The organism is Mycolicibacterium duvalii (assembly GCF_010726645.1).
Taxonomy (GTDB): domain Bacteria; phylum Actinomycetota; class Actinomycetes; order Mycobacteriales; family Mycobacteriaceae; genus Mycobacterium; species Mycobacterium duvalii.
The window spans coordinates 4,250,832-4,268,177 of the sequence record NZ_AP022563.1; the positions used below are offsets into that span (position 1 = coordinate 4,250,832).

Annotated in this window: 15 protein-coding genes; 7 read left to right on the plus strand and 8 right to left on the minus strand. The window is 70.7% G+C overall.

Annotated elements, in window-relative coordinates:
- Window positions 1-35 precede the first annotated feature (35 nt).
- A complete protein-coding gene (locus G6N31_RS20060) occupies window positions 36-1,376 on the minus strand; it encodes an acetyl-CoA C-acetyltransferase (RefSeq protein WP_179964206.1) in 1,341 nt (446 codons plus the stop codon).
- A 120-nt stretch (window positions 1,377-1,496) separates the two neighbouring features.
- Between G6N31_RS20060 and G6N31_RS20065 the strand changes: the two genes are divergently transcribed.
- Window positions 1,497-2,858 carry a 3-oxoacyl-ACP reductase gene (locus G6N31_RS20065; protein WP_098000371.1) on the plus strand — a complete coding sequence of 454 codons (1,362 nt, stop codon included), beginning with the start codon at window positions 1,497-1,499 and terminating at the stop codon, window positions 2,856-2,858.
- On the plus strand, window positions 2,855-3,706 hold the full coding sequence (locus tag G6N31_RS20070; RefSeq protein ID WP_098000369.1) for a MaoC/PaaZ C-terminal domain-containing protein: 852 nt from the start codon (window positions 2,855-2,857) through the stop codon (window positions 3,704-3,706). Before G6N31_RS20065 ends, G6N31_RS20070 begins: the two co-directional genes overlap by 4 nt.
- A 3-nt stretch (window positions 3,707-3,709) precedes the next feature.
- Here the strand turns inward: G6N31_RS20070 and G6N31_RS20075 are convergent, their stop codons facing one another.
- Together G6N31_RS20075 and G6N31_RS20080 are read right to left on the minus strand one after the other, a co-directional pair.
- Entirely contained in the window at window positions 3,710-4,318 is a 609-nt protein-coding gene (locus G6N31_RS20075) for a TetR/AcrR family transcriptional regulator (RefSeq protein WP_098000367.1), read from the minus strand.
- A 74-nt stretch (window positions 4,319-4,392) separates the two neighbouring features.
- Window positions 4,393-5,598 (minus strand): glycoside hydrolase family 3 N-terminal domain-containing protein, encoded by a 1,206-nt coding sequence (locus G6N31_RS20080; protein WP_098000365.1) that lies wholly within the window; start codon window positions 5,596-5,598, stop codon window positions 4,393-4,395.
- Window positions 5,599-5,672: 74 nt separating this feature from the next.
- On the opposite strand from G6N31_RS20080, the gene G6N31_RS20085 reads away from it, so the two are divergent.
- Genes G6N31_RS20085 through G6N31_RS20095 form a run of 3 tightly spaced genes read left to right on the plus strand, consistent with a single transcriptional unit; the run spans window position 5,673 to window position 10,671 of the window.
- Window positions 5,673-6,170 carry a universal stress protein gene (locus tag G6N31_RS20085; protein WP_098000363.1) on the plus strand — a complete coding sequence of 166 codons (498 nt, stop codon included), beginning with the start codon at window positions 5,673-5,675 and terminating at the stop codon, window positions 6,168-6,170.
- 45 nt (window positions 6,171-6,215) lie between these two features.
- The gene (locus tag G6N31_RS20090) at window positions 6,216-6,389 is read left to right on the plus strand and encodes a DUF2613 domain-containing protein (RefSeq protein ID WP_098000361.1); all 174 of its coding nucleotides are present in this window, start codon (window positions 6,216-6,218) and stop codon (window positions 6,387-6,389) included.
- The gene (locus G6N31_RS20095) at window positions 6,367-10,671 is read left to right on the plus strand and encodes a DUF3367 domain-containing protein (protein ID WP_179964207.1); all 4,305 of its coding nucleotides are present in this window, start codon (window positions 6,367-6,369) and stop codon (window positions 10,669-10,671) included. Before G6N31_RS20090 ends, G6N31_RS20095 begins: the two co-directional genes overlap by 23 nt.
- Here G6N31_RS20095 and G6N31_RS20100 read toward each other — a convergent pair.
- Window positions 10,554-11,726, minus strand: a complete 1,173-nt coding sequence (locus G6N31_RS20100; RefSeq protein ID WP_098000359.1) for an acyltransferase family protein — start codon at window positions 11,724-11,726, stop codon at window positions 10,554-10,556. The two genes, G6N31_RS20095 and G6N31_RS20100, sit on opposite strands and share 118 nt — an antisense overlap.
- A 195-nt stretch (window positions 11,727-11,921) precedes the next feature.
- Between G6N31_RS20100 and pgfA the strand changes: the two genes are divergently transcribed.
- Complete coding sequence (pgfA, locus tag G6N31_RS20105) at window positions 11,922-13,127, plus strand: cell envelope lipid trafficking protein PgfA (protein WP_098000616.1); 1,206 nt, start codon at window positions 11,922-11,924, stop codon at window positions 13,125-13,127.
- 14 nt (window positions 13,128-13,141) lie between these two features.
- Entirely contained in the window at window positions 13,142-14,857 is a 1,716-nt protein-coding gene (locus G6N31_RS20110) for an MmpA family trehalose lipid delivery protein (protein WP_098000618.1), read from the plus strand.
- On the opposite strand, the gene G6N31_RS20115 is transcribed toward G6N31_RS20110, so the two are convergent.
- The 4 genes from G6N31_RS20115 to G6N31_RS20130 are packed head-to-tail and all read right to left on the minus strand — an operon-like array spanning window position 14,768 to window position 17,321.
- Entirely contained in the window at window positions 14,768-15,019 is a 252-nt protein-coding gene (locus G6N31_RS20115; protein ID WP_098000357.1) for a hypothetical protein, read from the minus strand. The genes G6N31_RS20110 and G6N31_RS20115 overlap by 90 nt on opposite strands.
- Entirely contained in the window at window positions 15,016-15,876 is an 861-nt protein-coding gene (locus G6N31_RS20120; protein WP_098000355.1) for an oxygenase MpaB family protein, read from the minus strand. Before G6N31_RS20120 ends, G6N31_RS20115 begins: the two co-directional genes overlap by 4 nt.
- Window positions 15,873-16,097: a hypothetical protein gene (locus G6N31_RS20125; RefSeq protein ID WP_098000353.1), complete on the minus strand. Its 225-nt coding sequence runs from the start codon at window positions 16,095-16,097 to the stop codon at window positions 15,873-15,875. The genes G6N31_RS20120 and G6N31_RS20125 overlap by 4 nt, the downstream gene beginning before the upstream one ends.
- 48 nt (window positions 16,098-16,145) lie before the next feature.
- Window positions 16,146-17,321 carry a glycosyltransferase family 4 protein gene (locus tag G6N31_RS20130; RefSeq protein WP_098000351.1) on the minus strand — a complete coding sequence of 392 codons (1,176 nt, stop codon included), beginning with the start codon at window positions 17,319-17,321 and terminating at the stop codon, window positions 16,146-16,148.
- Window positions 17,322-17,346: the final 25 nt, after the last annotated feature.

Below are 17,346 nucleotides of genomic sequence, written 5' to 3' on the forward strand. Positions count from 1 at the left end.
GAAAAGTTTTTCCGGGCCCTGCTGCCAGTAGGCGCTCAGGCCTCCAGGATGGCCGTGACGCCCTGCCCGCCGGCGGCGCAGACCGAGATCAAGCCCCGCACCGGTTGCCCGGTCTCGGCCTTCTTCTCGGCGAGCTGCTTGGCCATCTGGGCCAGGATCCGGCCGCCGGTGGCCGCGAACGGGTGGCCGGCCGCCAGCGACGAGCCGTTGATGTTGAGCTTGGACCGGTCGATGGACCCCAGCGCGCCGTCCAGGCCCAGCCGCTGGGTGCAGTACTCCTCGGACTCCCAGGCGGCCAGCGTGGCCAACACCACCGACGCGAAGGCCTCGTGGATCTCGTAGAGGTCGAAATCCTGGAGCTTGAGACCGTTGCGGTCCAGCATTCGCGGCACCGCGTAGGTCGGCGCCATCAGCAGACCGTCGCGGCCGTTGACGTAGTCCACCGCAGCGGTCTGGCTGTCGACGAGATAGGCCAGCACCGGGATGGAGTGCTCAGCCGCCCACTGCTCGGACGACAGCAGCGCCACCGAGGCACCGTCGGTCAGCGGCGTCGAGTTCCCGGCGGTCATGGTCGCGTCGCCATTGCGCACCCCGAAGACCGGCTTGAGCTTGGCCAGCTTCTCCGGCGACGAGTCCGCGCGCAGGTTGTTGTCCCGGTAGAGGCCCTGAAACGGCGACACCAGGTCGTCGAAGAAGCCGCGATCGTAGGCCGCGGCCATGTTGCGGTGGCTTGCCGCGGCGAGTTCGTCCTGGTCGACGCGCTTGATGCCCATCTCCTTGGCGGTCACCGCCGCGTGCTCACCCATCGACATCCCGGTCCGGGGCTCGCTGTTCACCGGGATCTCGAGGCCCAGCGCCGCGGGCAGCTTGCCGGCCAGCTTGACCCGCTCGACGTTGGATTTGGCGCGGCGCAGCCCGAGCAGCACGCGGCGCAGGTCGTTGCCGATCGCGATCGGGGCGTCCGACGCGGTGTCCACACCGCCGGCCGCCGCCACCTCGTAGCGCCCTGCGGCGATGCCGTCGCCCGCCGAGATCGCGGCCTGCAGGCCGGTGCCGCAGGCCTGCTGCAGGTCGAACGCCGGAGTGTAGGACGACAGCGCGCTGCCGAGCACGCATTCGCGCATCAGGTTGAAGTCCGAGCTGTGCTTGAGCACCGCGCCGCCGATGACGGCGTCGAGCTTCTCGCCTTTGAGGTTGAAGCGGTCGGCCAGCCCGTCGAGGACGGCGGTGAACATGTCTTGGTTGGACGCCTTGGCGTAGGCGCCGTCGGAGCGCGCGAACGGAATCCGGTTCCCTCCGAGGATCGCCACCCGGCGGGTGGAGTTGCTGTCGGCCACGTCTTGCCTCCCGGCTTGCTCATCGGTGTCGAGGGTCATACTACCCACCGTTCTTACTCTGGAGTAAGTTCGTGAGGGATACGACCGCGCTGGGTAACCCCTTCACGGTCGACAGCAGACATACCCGGATTCCGTCCGCGTCATCAGAAAGGCAGCGCCGTGGCTTCCGATCTCCTCTCCCAGGTCGTCAACTCCGGGCCGGGCTCGTTCCTGGCCAAGCAACTCGGTGTCCCGCAGCCCGAGCCGCTGCGGCGCTACCAGCCCGGTCAGCAGCCGTTGGAAGGGTCGGTGCTCATCGGTGGGGAGGGTCGCGTCGTCGAACCACTGCGCGCGGCGCTGGCCGAGGACTACGACGTCGTCTCCAACAACATCGGGGGGCGCTGGGCCGACAAGTTCGGCGGGCTGGTGTTCGACGCCACCGGGATCACCGAGCCCGAGGGGCTCAAAGCGCTCTACGAGTTCTTCACGCCGGTGCTGCGCAACATGGGGCGCTCCGGTCGCGTGGTCGTCATCGGCACCACGCCCGAGGAGATCGGCGATGTCCACGAGCGCACGGTGCAGCGCGCGCTGGAAGGGTTCACGCGGTCGTTGGGTAAGGAGCTGCGCAACGGGTCGACGGCTGCGCTGGTGTATCTGCATCCTGACGCCACCGCCGGGGCGACCGGGCTGGAGTCGACGTTGCGGTTCCTCCTGTCGGCGAAATCGGCATATGTCGACGCCCAGGTCTTCCGCGTCGGCGCGGCCGACTCCACCGCTCCGGCGGACTGGGACAAGCCGCTCGACGGCAAGGTCGCGCTGGTCACCGGCGCAGCGCGCGGTATCGGCGCCACGATCGCCGAGGTGTTCGCGCGCGACGGTGCGAAGGTGATCGCGGTGGACATCGAAAGTGCGGCCGAGGCTCTCTCCGAGGTGGCCGACAAGATCGGTGGCACCGCGCTGGCCCTCGACGTCACCGCCGCCGATGCGGTCGAGAAGATCACCGCGCACGTCAAGGAGCACTACGCCGAGCTCGGCGGCACGCTCGACATCCTGGTCAACAACGCCGGCATCACCCGCGACAAGCTGCTGGCCAACATGGACGAGAGCCGCTGGGACTCGGTGCTGGCGGTCAACCTGATGGCCCCGCTGCGGCTGTCCGAAGGCTTGGTCAGCAACGGCACGCTGGCCGAGAACGGCCGGATCATCGGGCTGTCCTCGATGGCGGGCATCGCCGGTAACCGTGGCCAGACCAACTACGCGACAACCAAGGCCGGCATGATCGGGCTGACCGACGCGCTGGCACCGGAGTTGGCGGCGAAGAACATCACCATCAATGCCGTCGCCCCCGGCTTCATCGAGACGAAGATGACCGAGGCGATCCCGTTGGCCACCCGCGAGGTCGGCAGGCGGTTGAACTCGTTGTTCCAGGGCGGACAGCCGGTCGACGTCGCCGAGGCCATCGCCTACTTCGCCAGCCCGGCGTCGAACGCGGTGACCGGTAACACGATTCGGGTGTGCGGACAGGCCTGGTTGGGCGCATGAGTGGAGACCAACAACCCTCGGCGGTACGCAACCTGGCGCTCGCGGTGGCCGGGGCGCTGCCGTTCGTACCGCGCAGCGACACCTTGCCTCACCGCAGCCTGACCGTCAGCGATCTCACCATCGACGCGGCCAACGTCGCCGAGTACTGCCACGTGACGGGCCTGCGATTCGGCGACACCGTGCCGCTGACCTATCCGTTCGCGTTGACGTTCCCGACGCTGATGTCGTTGATCACGAGCTTCGACTTCCCCTTCGCGGCAATGGGATCGGTGCACCTGGAGAATCACATCACCCAGCACCGGCCGATCGCGGTGTCCGACACCGTCTCGGCGTCGGTGCGTGCCGAGAACCTCCGCGAGCACCGCCGCGGCTTGCTGGTCGATGTCCTGACCGACGTCAAGGTCGGTAACGAGATCGCCTGGGAGCAGGTGACCACGTTCCTGCACCAACAACGCACCAGTCTGTCCGACGAGCCCAAACCGCCACCGCAGAAGCAGCCGAAGCCGGGGCCCCCGAACGCGGTGCTGAGCATCACCCCCGGCCAGATCCGTCGTTACGCGTCGGTCAGCGGGGACCACAACCCCATCCACACCAACGCGTTGGCGGCCAAGCTGTTCGGCTTCCCGACGGTCATCGCGCACGGGATGTTCAGCGCCGCCGCGGTACTGGCCAACATCGAGGGCCAACTGCCGGACCAGGTGAAGTACTCGGTGCGCTTCGCCAAGCCGGTGGTTCTGCCGGCCCGTGCGGGGCTCTACACGCAGCGGAGCGGACAGAACTGGGAGCTGACCCTGCGCCACCTGACCAAGGGGCATCCGCATCTGACGGGCACCGTCGGCCCGCTGTAGCGCTCATGCGGGACCCGACTCGCTGGGCGCGCCCTTGAGACCCCGCCAGAACAGGTTGATCATCAGCTCGGCGGCCTCGTCGGCGTCGGCGTCACCGGTGCTGACCCGGGCCGCGATGGCCTCGCCGGCCCCGACCAGCGCGACGGCCATCATGTCGAAGTCGGTTCCCGGGCCGGGATGCCGGGTGCCCGACCGCAGCAACCCGCCGACCAGCTCGATGATGCGTTCGCGTCCCTCACGCACCGTGTGCGCGAAGCGCTGGGAGCTGGTCGCCTGGGTGTAGAGCACCATCCACGACGCCCGGTGCTCGTCGATGTACTTCAAAAACGCCAGCACCGCACTGCGCAGCAATTCCTTGGGCGGCTCGTCGAAGTCGATCTTGCTGCGTACCTCGTCGACGAACCGCCGCAGTTCGCGGTCCAGGCAGGCGCCGAACAACTCCTCTTTGGACCCGTAGTACAGGTACAGCATCGGCTTGCTGATCTGCGCCTCGGCGGCGATCGCGTCCATCGACGTCTCGTGGAACCCGTTGACCGAGAAGATCTGCACCGCGGCGTCGAGCATCTGTTGCTCGCGAACAGCACGCGGCAAGCGCTTGGTTCCACCCGCCATGATCGTGCCTTCCCTGGTGCGGTCCCGACTGTGCGGGCGACCTGCCTGTCCCACCAAGGGTAAGGGCGGTGCGGTCAGCAGCCCGGCGACGGACCCTTCATCGCAGCGATCCGTGTCACCGCGGCGTCGACACCCGACATCGCCAGCTCACCGGCGGCAACCGCCTGCTCCAACCGGTCGAGGACCGCGGGCACCTCGGCGGTGGACAGCCACAGCGCCACATCGGCACCGGCCTGCAGACTGCGCAACACGGCGTCGGCGACACCGAACCGGTCGGTGATCGCCCGCATCCCGGACAGGTCGTCGGTGAACACCGGCCCGTTGAACGGCGGCCCGCCGTAGTCGCCGGACCGCAGCAGTCCGTAGGCCTGCGGGCTCAGACTGGCCGGCTCGCTGCCGGTCAGGCCGGGGACCTGCATGTGACCGACCATCACCCCGACCGGCGCCTGGGTCGTCAGCGTGCGGTAGGGGACCAGGTCCGAGGCCTTGAGCTGGTCGAGCGACGGGGTGGACACACCGGAGGTGTGCGAGTCACCGGACGCGCTGCCATGGCCGGGGAAGTGCTTGAGCACGGGCAGCACCCCGGCGTCCCGCAGGCCGCGCGCGTAGGCGCCGGCGAACTCGGTGACGACGGTGGGGTCCGACCCGAACGACCGGTCCCCGATCACCGAACTCGCCGACGCGTCGGTGACGTCGACGACGGGCGCGAAGTCGACGGTGATTCCGAGCCCGCGCATCTGGCGGCCGCGGTCCAGCGCGATCTGATACACCTCGTCGGCCGAGCGGCTCTTCGCGAGCACCCGGGGGGCCGGCTGCGCGCCGATGACCGACGACAGCCGCGACACCCGGCCGCCTTCCTCGTCGACGCTGACGGCCAGCGCCAGCGGCCCTGCCGTCGCGGCGATCTCGCGCAGCGAGCCGTCGGTCACCATCGACAGGTCGGTCCAGCTGCCGATCATGACGCCGCCGACGTGGTGGGCATCGACGACCGCGCGGGCGTCGGCCGCCCCGTTGACGCCGACCATCAACAGCTGTGCCAGCTTGTCCCGGGTGGACATCGCCGCCACCACGGTCGCCGGATCCCCGCACACCGGGGCGGCGGGAACCGGAGCCGGCGCCGCGGGCGCGGCACCCGGGCCGGCGGCGTGGGCCGGCGCCGCGTTGGCCCGCGGGGGAGCGGCCACCTCGGCGGCCGGAGCGCAGGAAGACAGCAGAGCGACCGTGCTCACCGCACCTATCAGGACTTTCGGCGCCAAGCGCAACGTCGGGGACACATACATCGTCTGTGACCATAGCGGGGGGACGCGCGACGGCCAATATTGTGGAGAAGACACCGAGAAGACAGGGGCAGACGATGCGGTCGGCGAGGAAGAGCAGAGACGCCGAGAAGAAGGAGACCGTCATCGTCATCGCGTTCGACGGATCGCCGACGGCGCGCCGTGCCGTTGATTACGCGGGTAAGTTCCTCGCCGCCGACCGCGCCCTGCTGGTGACGGTGTGGTCGCCGATGGACCGCGGCTCCGAGTCCCCGGTGACCTACGACCTCGACGGCCCACCGGATCCGGTCCCGACCGACGAGATCGACATCGCCCTGGCCGAGGCGCAGCGCATCAGCCAGGAGGGGCTCGGGTTGGCCCGGGCCGCCGGCCTGCCCGTCGAGCCGATGTGCGTCGCGCAGACCTACACGGTGTGGCAGTCCATCATCGACGTGGCCGACGAGGCCGACGCCGATCTGATCGTCACCGGCACCCGCGCCACCACCGGGTTCCGCTCCCTGATCCAGTCCAGCGTCGCCGACCACGTCCTGCGCCGGGGCCATCGACCAGTGCTGATCGTGCCGCCGGCGCCGTGATGTGAGCCCCGGGTCGGCTCCGGCCGCCGTGCTAGTTTGAGGCCCATGGATCGTTTTCTCGTGCCCGCTGCCGCCAGCCTGGTCGTCGGTCTGCTGCTGGGTGCGGCCGCCGTGTTCGGGGTGACGCTGATGCTTCAGCAGGACACCCGGCCGCCTCTGCAGGCGGGCGATCCGGCGTCGTCGGTGCTCAACAGGGTTGAATACGGCGACCGAAGCTAGTCCCGCCACCGAGCCGCTCGCGCGGCGCTGGCTTTGGGTGGCCGCCGCGGCGGCGCTGATCCTGACCTTCGCCCAGTCACCCGGTCAGATCTCACCCGACACCAAGCTGGATCTGACGGCCAATCCGCTGCGCTTCCTGACGCGCGCGTTCACGCTGTGGAACAGCGAACTGCCGTTCGGCCAGGCCCAGAACCAGGCCTACGGCTACCTCTTCCCGCACGGCACCTTCTTCCTGGCCGGGGATGTCCTCGGCGTTCCCGGCTGGGTGACCCAGCGGTTGTGGTGGGCGCTGCTGCTGGTCGTCGGCTTCTGGGGCGTTCTGCGGCTGGCCGAGGCCCTGGGCATCGGGAGCCGCACCTCACGGGTGGTCGCCGCCGTGGCCTACGCGTTGGCGCCGCGTGTACTGACCACGCTGGGCGCGATCTCGTCGGAGACCCTGCCGATGATGCTGGCGCCGTGGGTGCTGCTGCCGGTGGTGCTCGTCTTCCAGGGCGATCCCCGAATCCGGCTGCTGGCGGCCCGCTCCGCGCTGGCGGTCGCGCTGATGGGCGCGGTCAACGCCGTCGCGACGCTGTCGGCATGCCTGTGCGCGGTGGTGTGGCTGTGCTGTCACCGCCCCACCCGGGTGTGGCGGCGCTTCGTCGCGTGGTGGCTGCCGTGCGTGGTGCTGGCGACGGCGTGGTGGGTGGTCGCGCTGCTGCACCTCGGCCGGATCAGCCCGCCGTTCCTGGACTTCATCGAGTCCTCGGGCGTCACCACCCGGTGGATGTCGCTGACCGAGATGCTGCGCGGCACCGGCGCCTGGACCCCCTACGTGGCGCCCACCGCGACCGCCGGTGCGCCGCTGGTCACCGGCACGGTGGCGGTGCTGGCGACCACGCTGGTCGCCGCCGCCGGGCTGGCCGGGCTCGCGATGCGCACCATGCCCGCCAAGGGCCGGCTGATCACCATGCTGATGGTCGGCGTCGTCGCGTTGGCGGCCGGCTACTCGGGCGGGCTGGGCTCCCCGGTGGCGCAGACCGTCCAGGCGTTCCTCGACGCCGACGGCACCCCGCTGCGCAACCTGCACAAACTCGAGCCGCTGCTGCGGCTGCCGCTGGTGCTGGGGCTGGCGCATCTGCTGGGCCGGGTACCGCTGCCGGGCAGCGCGCCCCGGCGGGTGTGGCGCCGTGCGCTCGCGCATCCCGAGGACGACAAGCGGGTGGCGGTGGCCGTGGTCGTGGTCTCGGCCCTGCTGGCGGCAAGCTCGCTGGCCTGGACCGGCCGTCTCAGCCCGCCCGGCGCGTTCGATGCGATCCCGCAGTACTGGCACGACACCGCCACGTGGCTGGACGACCACGACACCGGAGGCCGGGTGCTGGTCGCCCCCGGCGCGCCGTTCGCCACCCAGACGTGGGGCAACACTCATGACGAGCCGCTGCAGGTCCTGGGCGACAGCGCGTGGGGTGTGCGGGACTCGATCCCGCTCACGCCGCCGGAGACCATCCGCGCCCTCGACTCCGTGCAGCGACTCTTCGCCGCGGGCCGGCCCTCCGACGGCCTCGCCGACACCTTGATACGGCAGGGCATCTCGTATGTGGTGGTGCGCAATGACCTCGACCCCGACTCGTCGCGCTCAGCGCGGCCGATCCTGGTGCACCGAGCTGTCGACGGTTCGCCGGGCCTGACGAAAGTCGCCGAGTTCGGCGCCGAGGTCGGCCCCGGCACGCTGGAGGGCTTCGTCGCCGACAGCGGACTCCGCCCCCGCTACCCGGCCGTGGAGATCTACCGGGTCGACGGTGCGCGCACGCCCATGGCGCCGTACGCCGTCGACGCCGCCGCACTGCCCCGAATCGACGGCGCCCCCGAAGCGCTGCTGCGTCTCGACGAGCGGCGACGGCTGACCGGGGCGGCACCGCTGGGACCGGCGCTGCTGACCCAGGATGCGCTACAGGCGGGACTGCCGGCCCCGCTGACCACCGTGACCGACACCCCGATGGCCCGGGAAACCGACTACGGCCGCGTCGACGACCATTCGTCGGCGGTCCGCGCTCCCGGCGACCCGCGCAACACCTTCAACCGGGTGCCCGACTATCCGTCCGACGGTGCCGAACTCGCCGAGGGCCGGTGGTCCGGTGGACGGATCACCGTGTCGAGCTCGGCTGCCGACTCCACCGCGCTGCCCAATGTCTCGCCGGCGTCGGCGGCGCCCGCGGCGATCGACGGGGACTCCGCGACCAGCTGGGTGTCCAACTCGCTGCAGAACGCGGTCGGGCAATGGCTGCAGGTCGACTTCGACCGTCCCGTCACCAATGCGACGTTGACCGTCACGCCGAGCGCCACCGCCGTCGGCGCGCAGGTGCGCCGGCTGGAGGTGTCGACGGTCAACGGCACGAGCACGGTGCGGTTCGAGAAGGCCGGCGAACCGTTGACCGTGGCACTGCCCTACGGCGAATCGCCGTGGGTGCGCATCACCGCCGTCGGCACCGACGACGGCTCCCCCGGGGTGCAGTTCGGCATCACCGACCTCAACGTCACCCAGTACGACGCCAACGGGTTCGCCCATCCGGTCACCCTGCGGCACACCGTCGACATCCCTGCACCGAACCCGGAAAGCACCGTCGCGCAATGGGATCTGGGCACCGAGTTGCTGGGCCGGCCCGGGTGCGCGGACAGCCCGACCGGTACCCGGTGTTCGGCGGCGATGGCGCTGGCCTCCGAGGAGCCGGTCAACCTGAGCCGGATGCTGTCGGTGCCCGAACCGACCACGGTGACCCCGACCGTGTGGGTCCGGGCACGGCAGGGCCCCAACCTCGCCGACCTCATCGCTGCACCCGAAACCACCCGCGCCTACGGCGATTCCGACCTGATCGACGTGCTGGGTTCTGCCTACGCCGCGACCGACGGCGATACCGGGACCGCGTGGACCGCACCCCAGGGCGTCGTCCAACCGCACACTCCGCCGACCCTGACGATGGCCCTGCCCGGTCCGCGCACCGTGGCCGCGCTGCGGGTCACGCCGAGCGAGTCGGCACTGCCCGCGCACCCCCGGATGATCGCGATCGACCTCGGTGACGGACCGCAGGTGCGCCGGCTCACCGCCGGCACCGAGACGCTGCGCCTGAAGCCGCGCGTCACCGATACCGTCCGGATCTCTCTGCTCGACTGGGACGATGTGATCGACCGCACCGCGCTGGGATTCGATCAGCTCAAACCGCCCGGGTTGGCCGAGGTCGTCGCTCTGGACCCGCGCGGGACAGAGCTCGACGCCGCGGATGCGTCCCAAAACCGGTTGCGCCGCATCACTGTCCCGTGCGGACGGGGGCCGATCATCGGCGTCGCAGGGCAATTCGTGCAGACCTCGGTCACCACGACGGTGGGCGACCTGCTCGGCAACCGGCCCATCGCTGCGCAACCGTGCCGTAGCGAACCGATCAGCCTGCCCGCCGGTGAGCAGGAGTTGCTGATCAGCCCGGGATCGGTGTTCGTGGTGGACGGGGTCCGGCTGGCCACGCCGGCCGCCGCCGAGATCCCCACAGCGGCCATCACCCCGGTGGCCGTCGAGCAGTGGGGCAACGACCGCCGCGAGGTCCGGGTGGAAGGCGCCGGCGAACGGCGCCTGCTGGTGGTGCCGGAGAGCATCAATCCCGGTTGGGTGGCCCGCGCCGGCGACGGCAGCCGGTTGACACCGGTCACCGTCAACGGGTGGCAGCAGGGCTGGGTGGTGCCGGCGGGGGTGGACGGGACCGTCACGATGACGTTCACGTCGAACACCACCTACCGCATCGGGTTGGTCGCCGGTCTGGCGCTGCTGCCGATCCTGGTGGCACTGGCCCTCGTGCCGGCACGGCGCCGGCCACGCCCCGGGGACGTCGGGCAGGTGTGGCGGCCCGGCCCGATGGCCGCCGGGGTGGCGGTGACCGCCGTCGGCGCCGTCGTCTCGGGACCGGTAGGCGCGGCAACCGCGCTGGCCGTCCTCGGCGCGGGTCACCTGCTGCGCCGACGGGACAGGCTGCGTGACTCGGTGACCGTCACCGCCGCGGCGGGCGGTCTGGTCCTGGCCGGCGCGATTCTCAGCCAGAACCCGTGGCGGTCCGTCGACGGCTACGTCGGCCATTCGGCCGGCGTGCAGTTCCTGGCACTGGTTTCGGTGCTCGCGGTCGCGGCCTCAGCGATGCCGCCCCGTCAGCGCGGCACCACGGGTGCGACGGAGTCGTCGACCGAACTGTCCAACGGCGTGGGATCGTGGCGCATCTCCCAGCGCCGCAGCGCATTGCGAGACGGTGACTCGATCAGCCCGTAACTGACCGCGGCGATCGCCGTGCCGAACAACAGCGTCAGCACCAGCACGATGGTGAAGTGCCCGTTGAACGGGAACTCCCCGATCATCGGGAACACCATCGCCAGCGCGGCCAGGTGCCATACGAACAGTCCGTAGGACCAGCGGCCGAGCGTGACCATCGGTGCGCTGCCGAGCAGCCGGTGGGACGTATCGGGGGTGTCGAGCACGAGCGGCGCCAGCAGCGCCCCGGCCACCACCGCGCCCATCGCGGTCTTCAGCGTGACCTGACCGATCGAGCCGGGGTGCAGGCCTTCGAGGCCCGCCAGCGGCGACGCCGCGATGCCGAACGCGGTCACTGCCACCACCCCCATCAGGACTCGCCGCCGCGCCAGCCGGTGCACCCACCCGACCCGGCTGACGGTCAGCTCGGCGAGCACCATGCCCGCGGCGAACCACGAGAAGAACGCCGGCGGCCAGTTCCACAGGTTGTGACCCGACCCGCCGTCGAACGGGATGCGCACCCAGAACAGGCTGACCGCCGCGACCGTGATGATCGCCGGGATGCGCGCGGACACCGGAAGCCGGCGGGCCAGCAACGCGAGCAGCGGCAGCGCCAGATAGAAGCTCATCTCCACCGACAGGCTCCACATCTGCGTCAGCCCGGAGGTCAGCGTCAGCGGTACGTAGATCTGGGTCAGGGTGAGATTGGCCAGCCAGACGGTGAGATCGTCGCTGGTGTCGGGCATCAAGGACATGATCACCACCACCGCCACCAGGTAGCCGGGCATGATCCGCACCATCCGGGAACGCAGGTAGTGCCCGGTCGCGGGCCGGTCCCGCAGGCCGCGGGCGGCGGCCGCGTGACCGCGCCACAGCAGGAAGCCGGACAGCGCGAAGAACACCGCGACCGCGAGGTCGAAGCGGCCCAGGACCCGGCCCACCACCCCACTGCTGTATCCGGTCTGGAACGCCACATGGGTGACGACGACACCGATGGCCGCGCACGCGCGCAAACCCTCGACGGCCGGCAGGAAACTGCGGGTCCCGCCGACCGCGTCGGCACCGGTTGCGGTCATGGCACACAGTGTGCCCGCGGGCCGCGCCGGCTGTGAAAACGACGCGTCGAGCGGCCCAGCACCGTGACCTCGCGCGAAGCGTCGTAGTGAGCGCCGGCCTTAATCTGTGCTGTTAGGGTCGAACGGGTTTGCCGTCACGCGAGAGGCACCCGATCGATCAGCGGACCCATGGCGGGCGCGAAGGGAGACACGGTATTGAACCGCGCAGTTGCGCTGCGGATCGCCGCGTGCGGAATCATGGGCCTCGGGGCTGCGCTGCTCATCGCGGCACTCCTGCTGAGCACCTACACCAAGGGCCAGATCTCCAAGATTCCCCTCGACATCGACGCCACGCTGGTCAGTGACGGCACCGGTACCGCGTTCGACCCCGCCTCGCTGAACGGTGAACGCTTCGTCGTCGACGAGGATGTGCCGCTGGTCCTGCAGCAACAGCTCAGCGTCGAGTCCCCGGCCAACGCCGAAGTGGTGACGCTGCAGGTGGGCAGCACGCTGCGCCGCACCGACCAGCAGCAGGACACCGGCCTGCTGCTGGCGATGGTCGACACCGTCACGCTCGACCGCAGCACCGCCGAGGCGGTCTCCAGCGAGAGCAATCCCGGCGGCGCGGTGCAGCGGCCGCGCGCGCTGGAGGACGAGACGCCGCCCACCAACATCGCGCTGCCGCACGAGGGGCTGACCTACCGCTTCCCGTTCGACACCGAGAAGAAGACCTACCCGTTCTTCGACCCGATCGCGCAGGAGACCTTCGACGCCAACTACTCCGGCGAAGAGGACGTCAACGGGCTGACGGCCTACAAGTTCACCCAGAACGTGGGCATGGACTCCGACGGCAAGCTCGTCGAGCCGGTGCGGTACGCCTCGCTCTACGACGACGACGCCGACAGCCAGGTGTCGGCGCGCGCGGCGCTCTGGGGCTTGGAGGGCGACCCCGAGGAAATGATCACGATGACGCGGTATTACGCCGCGCAGCGCACCTTCTGGGTGGATCCGGTGTCCGGCACCATCGTCAAGCAGACCGACCGCGGTTTCCACTACTACGCACGCGAGGCGCTCGAGCCCGAGGTGACGTTCGTCGACTACTCCGTGACCTCCACCGAGGAGACGGTCGAGTCGCAGGTCGCGGCCGCGTTCGACGAGCGCGACCGGGTCTCGCTGTGGGGCCGTGTCCTGCCCATCACATTCACCGCGCTGGGTCTGGTGGCGCTGATCGGCGGCGCGCTGCTCGGGTCGTTCAGCCTGCGCGCCGAGTCGATGCTGCTCGACCCGGGCCTCGACGACACCGGTAACCGCTTCTTCGGCGGTCGCGGCGACGAAGGGGAACCGGTACCGGGCGCGGAGGCCAAGACCGAGAAACTCCCGGCGCAGCGCCCGTCCGACCTGCCCCCGGACCGACCGGTCTGATCGCCAGGTCGGTGGTGGCGCCGGCGTACGCGCTGGCGCTGACCCTGGCGGTGACCGCGCCGCTGGCGGCCCCCGGCTACCTGCTGCTGCGCGACGCGGTCTCGACACCGCGTTCCTACCTGACCGATGCCGCGCTGGGGCTGTCCCAGGCCGCACCGCGAGCCCTGCCGCAGGACTTCGCGGTCGCGCTGGCCTCGACGGCGCTCGACGGCGGCATCGTGGTCAAGATATTGCTGGCCGCCGGGCTGTGGGCGGCCGGGTGGGGGGCCGCCCGTTTGGTGGCGCGCCTGGTGCCCGACGCCGGCATCGCCGGGCAGTGCGTGGCCGCGACCATCGCGATCTGGAATCCCTATGTGGCCGAGCGGTTGCTGCAGGGGCATTGGAGTCTGCTGGTCGGTTACGGCTGCCTGCCGTGGGTGGCTGGGGCCGTTCTCAGGCTGCGCGCCGACCCACCGATTGGGTTGGCGCCGGTGGGGGCGGTGCTGTTCTGGATCGCGCTGGCCGGGGTGACGCCCACCGGGCTGATGCTGGCCGCGACCGTCGCGCTGGCCTGCGCGCTGGCGCCGGGGCAGGGCCGGTCGCGGATGTGGTGCGCGGCGGTCGGCGCCGCGGCGTCGGTCACCGCGGCGCTGCCCTGGTTGGTCGCGTCCGTCCTGTCGGACGATTGGGCCGGAGCGGTCACCGACACCGGGGTCGAGGCCTTCGCGGCGCGCGCCGAGCCCGGGCTGGGCACGCTCGGCAGCCTGGCCAGCCTGGGCGGCATCTGGAATGCCGAGGCGGTACCCGCTTCCCGCAGCACCCTTTTCGCACTGGTCTCGGCGGGTGTGCTGCTGGTCATCGTCGCGATCGGGGTGCCGCTGCTGCTGCGCCGACGGATCGGGGTGCCGTTGCTGGTGCTCGGCGCGGTGGCCGTGGCGGCACCGGCGCTGCTGGCCACCGATGCGGGACTGGCGTTGGCGGACAGTCTGATTCGTGCGCTGCCCGGGCTCGGCGTGATCCGGGACGGGCAGAAATGGGTGGCGCTGGCGGTGCCGGCTTACGCGCTGGCCGGGGCCGCTGCCGTCGTCGTGCTCCGCCGTCGCCTGCCCGCGGTCGCGGTCGGTGCGGTGTGCTGCGCGGCGCTGATCGCGACGCTGCCCGACCTGACGTGGGGCGTCGGTGGTCGCGTTGTGCCGGTGCACTATCCGCCCGGCTGGCCGACGGCGGCGTCGCTCATCAACGCCGACCCCGCGCCGGTCGCCGTGCTGCCGGTCGACAGCATGCGCCGGTTCGACTGGGCCGGGGACGCCCCGGTGCTGGACCCGTTGCCGCGCTGGCTGCGCGCCGAGGTGCTGACCACCGGCGATCTGACCATCGCCGGACAGACCGTGTCCGGCGAGGGCACCCGGGCCCGCGCGGTGCAGCAACTGCTGCTCTCGGGCGCCGACCGCGACGCGCTGGCCGCCGCGGGCGTGGGCTGGGTGGTGGTGGAAGGCCCCGGTCCGGAGCTGGACCTGCCTCTGGCCTACCGGGACCCGGACCTCACCGTGTACGCCGTCGGCGGCCGAACCGCGGAGTCGACGCTGCGCACCACCATGATCGCTGCCCACGCGGTCTGGCTCGGGCAGCTCGTCACCGGCCTGCTGGCGATGCTGCTCGGATCACGCCGTGCACACCGACGGGACCATCAGGTAGACCGGCCACAGGGCGGTGACCAGCAGGTAGGCGGCCATGTTGGCCCCGGCCGGTAGTCGGGTGGTCAGCAGATTCTCGAGGTGACGGACATCCTCGACAGCGAAGAACGCCCACACCAGACCGATGATCAGATACGGGATCGTCAACCACATGCCGATCTCGATGACGTCGGCGACGCTGAGCCGCCGGCTCAGGATGCGACGGACCGCGGTCCTCATACCAGCCGCCGTCCCCGCCGGACCCGCATCCGGACGTCGGCGAGCAACAGATACGTCCCGCCCTGGCGGACGAACCCGGGCAGGAACCGGTTCACGAACGCGACGACCAGGAACAGCCGCTCGAAAAGCCGTTGCCGCGACCGGCCCCAGGACAGGCCGAGCGCGTCCCGGAACACCGGCGCCAGGAAGCCGACGGTGAGGAACTTCAGCAGCGGCCGGAACGGCAGTGCCAGAACGGGATTGATCATTCTGAGGTCGACCAGGTCGGCCAGGAAGTCGCCGACCACCTCGTCGACGGCGATGCGTCCACAGGCGTCGTCCCAATACCGGTCGAAGTCCGTGCGCGTCGGCGGCCACTGGTCCTCGCCGACCTGCAGCGTGGTGCCCAGCGGCCACGCCGACCGGTAGAACTGCTCGGACTGCTCCGGGGTCATCCGTCCGCGCAGCAGCTGATAGGTGTCCTCCAGCCCGACGAACAGGCACGCCGCCACCCACATCTGCAGGACAGGGTCGAAGGCGTTGTACCGCACCGGGCTCGACGCGTCGGATCGGACGTGGCGGTGGGATTCGTTGACCGCGTCCCGGTAGGCCGCGCGGTCCGCGTCGGATCCGAGCACCGCGACGGCCAGGTACTGGAATGTGGTGCGGGCCCGCTTCCACGGGTGCTTCATCAGGTTGCCGGAGTCAACCTTGCTCTCGACCACACCGTGGCCGACGCCCGGCACGGACAGTTGCATGATCACGTTGGCCGCCCCGGCGGCGAACGACCAGAAGTCCATCGCGTCGGCGACCGTGACGGTCTCGTCGGGGTCCCAGCGTGCGGTGCGCCGGTGGATGTGAATGCGGGTGTCCGTCATAGCGAGCACAGCTGCGCGACGATGAGCACCGGCCAGAACACCACCGAACCGACGATCGCCACCGGCTTGTGCAGCCCGTCGAACTGCGCGAACATCTCGGCGCGCCAAATCGTCCACCCGACACCGATCACCAGGTACGGCGTACCCAGCAAGATGGCGGCGCCGATCCATTCGGCGACGGTCATGCGGTAGCCGAGCACGTGGCGCAGCATGTCCTGCATAGCCGCTATGTTAATGACGATTCGCGCCGTTGTACGCGGATTGCGCGGTCAGACGACGCCGCTGACGCGACGGCCGCCCGCCACCCGATCCAGCACCAGGTGCATCGCCTCGGCGCTCTGCGCCCACGAGAACTCGTCGCTGCGCACCTGGGCTTTGGCGCCGAGCTGTTCCCGCAGCACCCGGTCGCGCAGCAACCGCTCCAGACCGTCGACCAGCCCGCACCGGTCGTCGACGAGCAGCCCGGTCACGCCGTCGACGACGGAGTCGGTCAGCCCGCCCGAACAGCGGTAGCCGATCGTCGGCACGGCGTGCTGCGCCGCCTCCACCACCGCCAGTCCCCAGCCTTCTTTCCGGGACGGCAGCACGTGCACCCAGCTGCGCTGCAGCACAGCGTGTTTGGTGTCGTCGTCGACATGCCCGTGGAAGGTCACGGCGTCGGCGATGCCGAGCCGGGTGGCGTGGGTGATCAGCCGGTCGGCCCACCAGCCGTCACCCAGGACGTCGAGGTGCACGTCGGGCAGGCGGGTGCGCAGCCGGGCGACCGCCTCCAGCGCGTCCTCGATCTGCTTGTGCGGGACCAGCCGCGACAACACCACCATCCGCGGTGTCGGCGAGCGCTGAATGGTCACGGTATGCGCCGGTGCGGCGTCGACGCCGTTGCGCACGATCGCGATGCGGTCGGGCTGCACCCCGAGCAGTTCCAGGTCGCGCGCCGACGGCAGCGACACCGTGACGTACTGGTTGCGTCGGTGCAGCCGCGGGGACAGGCGCGATTCCACGAACCAGCCGATACGGCTCATCACCGGTCCCGCGACCGGCCACTGCTCGCGGTGGCAGTGGTGCACCAGCACCACCACGCGCCGCCCGAACACCAGCCGGGACAGGAACGGCAGCCCGTTCTGGGTGTCCACCACGACGTCGGGCCGGATACGCCGCATCGGGCCCAGCCCGATCATGGCTGCGGCCATCGCCAGACCCGCCCAGACGTAGACGGTGTAGGGCCCGCCCCTGCGCTGGATCTCGACGCCGTCGATGGTCTCGCGGCGCGGCGCGCCGCGGTACCGCGCGGTCCGCAACGTCACCCGCACCCCGCCGGCGGCGAGGTGGGCTCCGATGCGCTGCAGATACGTCTCGCTGCCGCCGCCCTGGGGGTGGCCGGTGTCCCGCCAGCAGAGCAGCAGCACGGATTCGACGCGTGCGGGCTCGGCGGGGCGGACAGACATCGCAAGACAGCGTAGCCGCGTGCGT

Coding starts and splice junctions, on each gene's coding strand:
- G6N31_RS20060 (WP_179964206.1), bottom strand. CDS start 1,376: ATGACCCTCGACACCGATGAGCAAGCCGGGAGGCAAGACGTGGCCGAC.
- G6N31_RS20070 (WP_098000369.1), top strand. CDS start 2,855: ATGAGTGGAGACCAACAACCCTCGGCGGTACGCAACCTGGCGCTCGCG.
- G6N31_RS20075 (WP_098000367.1), bottom strand. CDS start 4,318: ATGGCGGGTGGAACCAAGCGCTTGCCGCGTGCTGTTCGCGAGCAACAG.
- G6N31_RS20080 (WP_098000365.1), bottom strand. CDS start 5,598: ATGTATGTGTCCCCGACGTTGCGCTTGGCGCCGAAAGTCCTGATAGGT.
- G6N31_RS20085 (WP_098000363.1), top strand. CDS start 5,673: ATGCGGTCGGCGAGGAAGAGCAGAGACGCCGAGAAGAAGGAGACCGTC.
- G6N31_RS20090 (WP_098000361.1), top strand. CDS start 6,216: ATGGATCGTTTTCTCGTGCCCGCTGCCGCCAGCCTGGTCGTCGGTCTG.
- G6N31_RS20100 (WP_098000359.1), bottom strand. CDS start 11,726: ATGACCGCAACCGGTGCCGACGCGGTCGGCGGGACCCGCAGTTTCCTG.
- G6N31_RS20115 (WP_098000357.1), bottom strand. CDS start 15,019: ATGAGGACCGCGGTCCGTCGCATCCTGAGCCGGCGGCTCAGCGTCGCC.
- G6N31_RS20120 (WP_098000355.1), bottom strand. CDS start 15,876: ATGACGGACACCCGCATTCACATCCACCGGCGCACCGCACGCTGGGAC.
- G6N31_RS20125 (WP_098000353.1), bottom strand. CDS start 16,097: ATGCAGGACATGCTGCGCCACGTGCTCGGCTACCGCATGACCGTCGCC.
- G6N31_RS20130 (WP_098000351.1), bottom strand. CDS start 17,321: ATGTCTGTCCGCCCCGCCGAGCCCGCACGCGTCGAATCCGTGCTGCTG.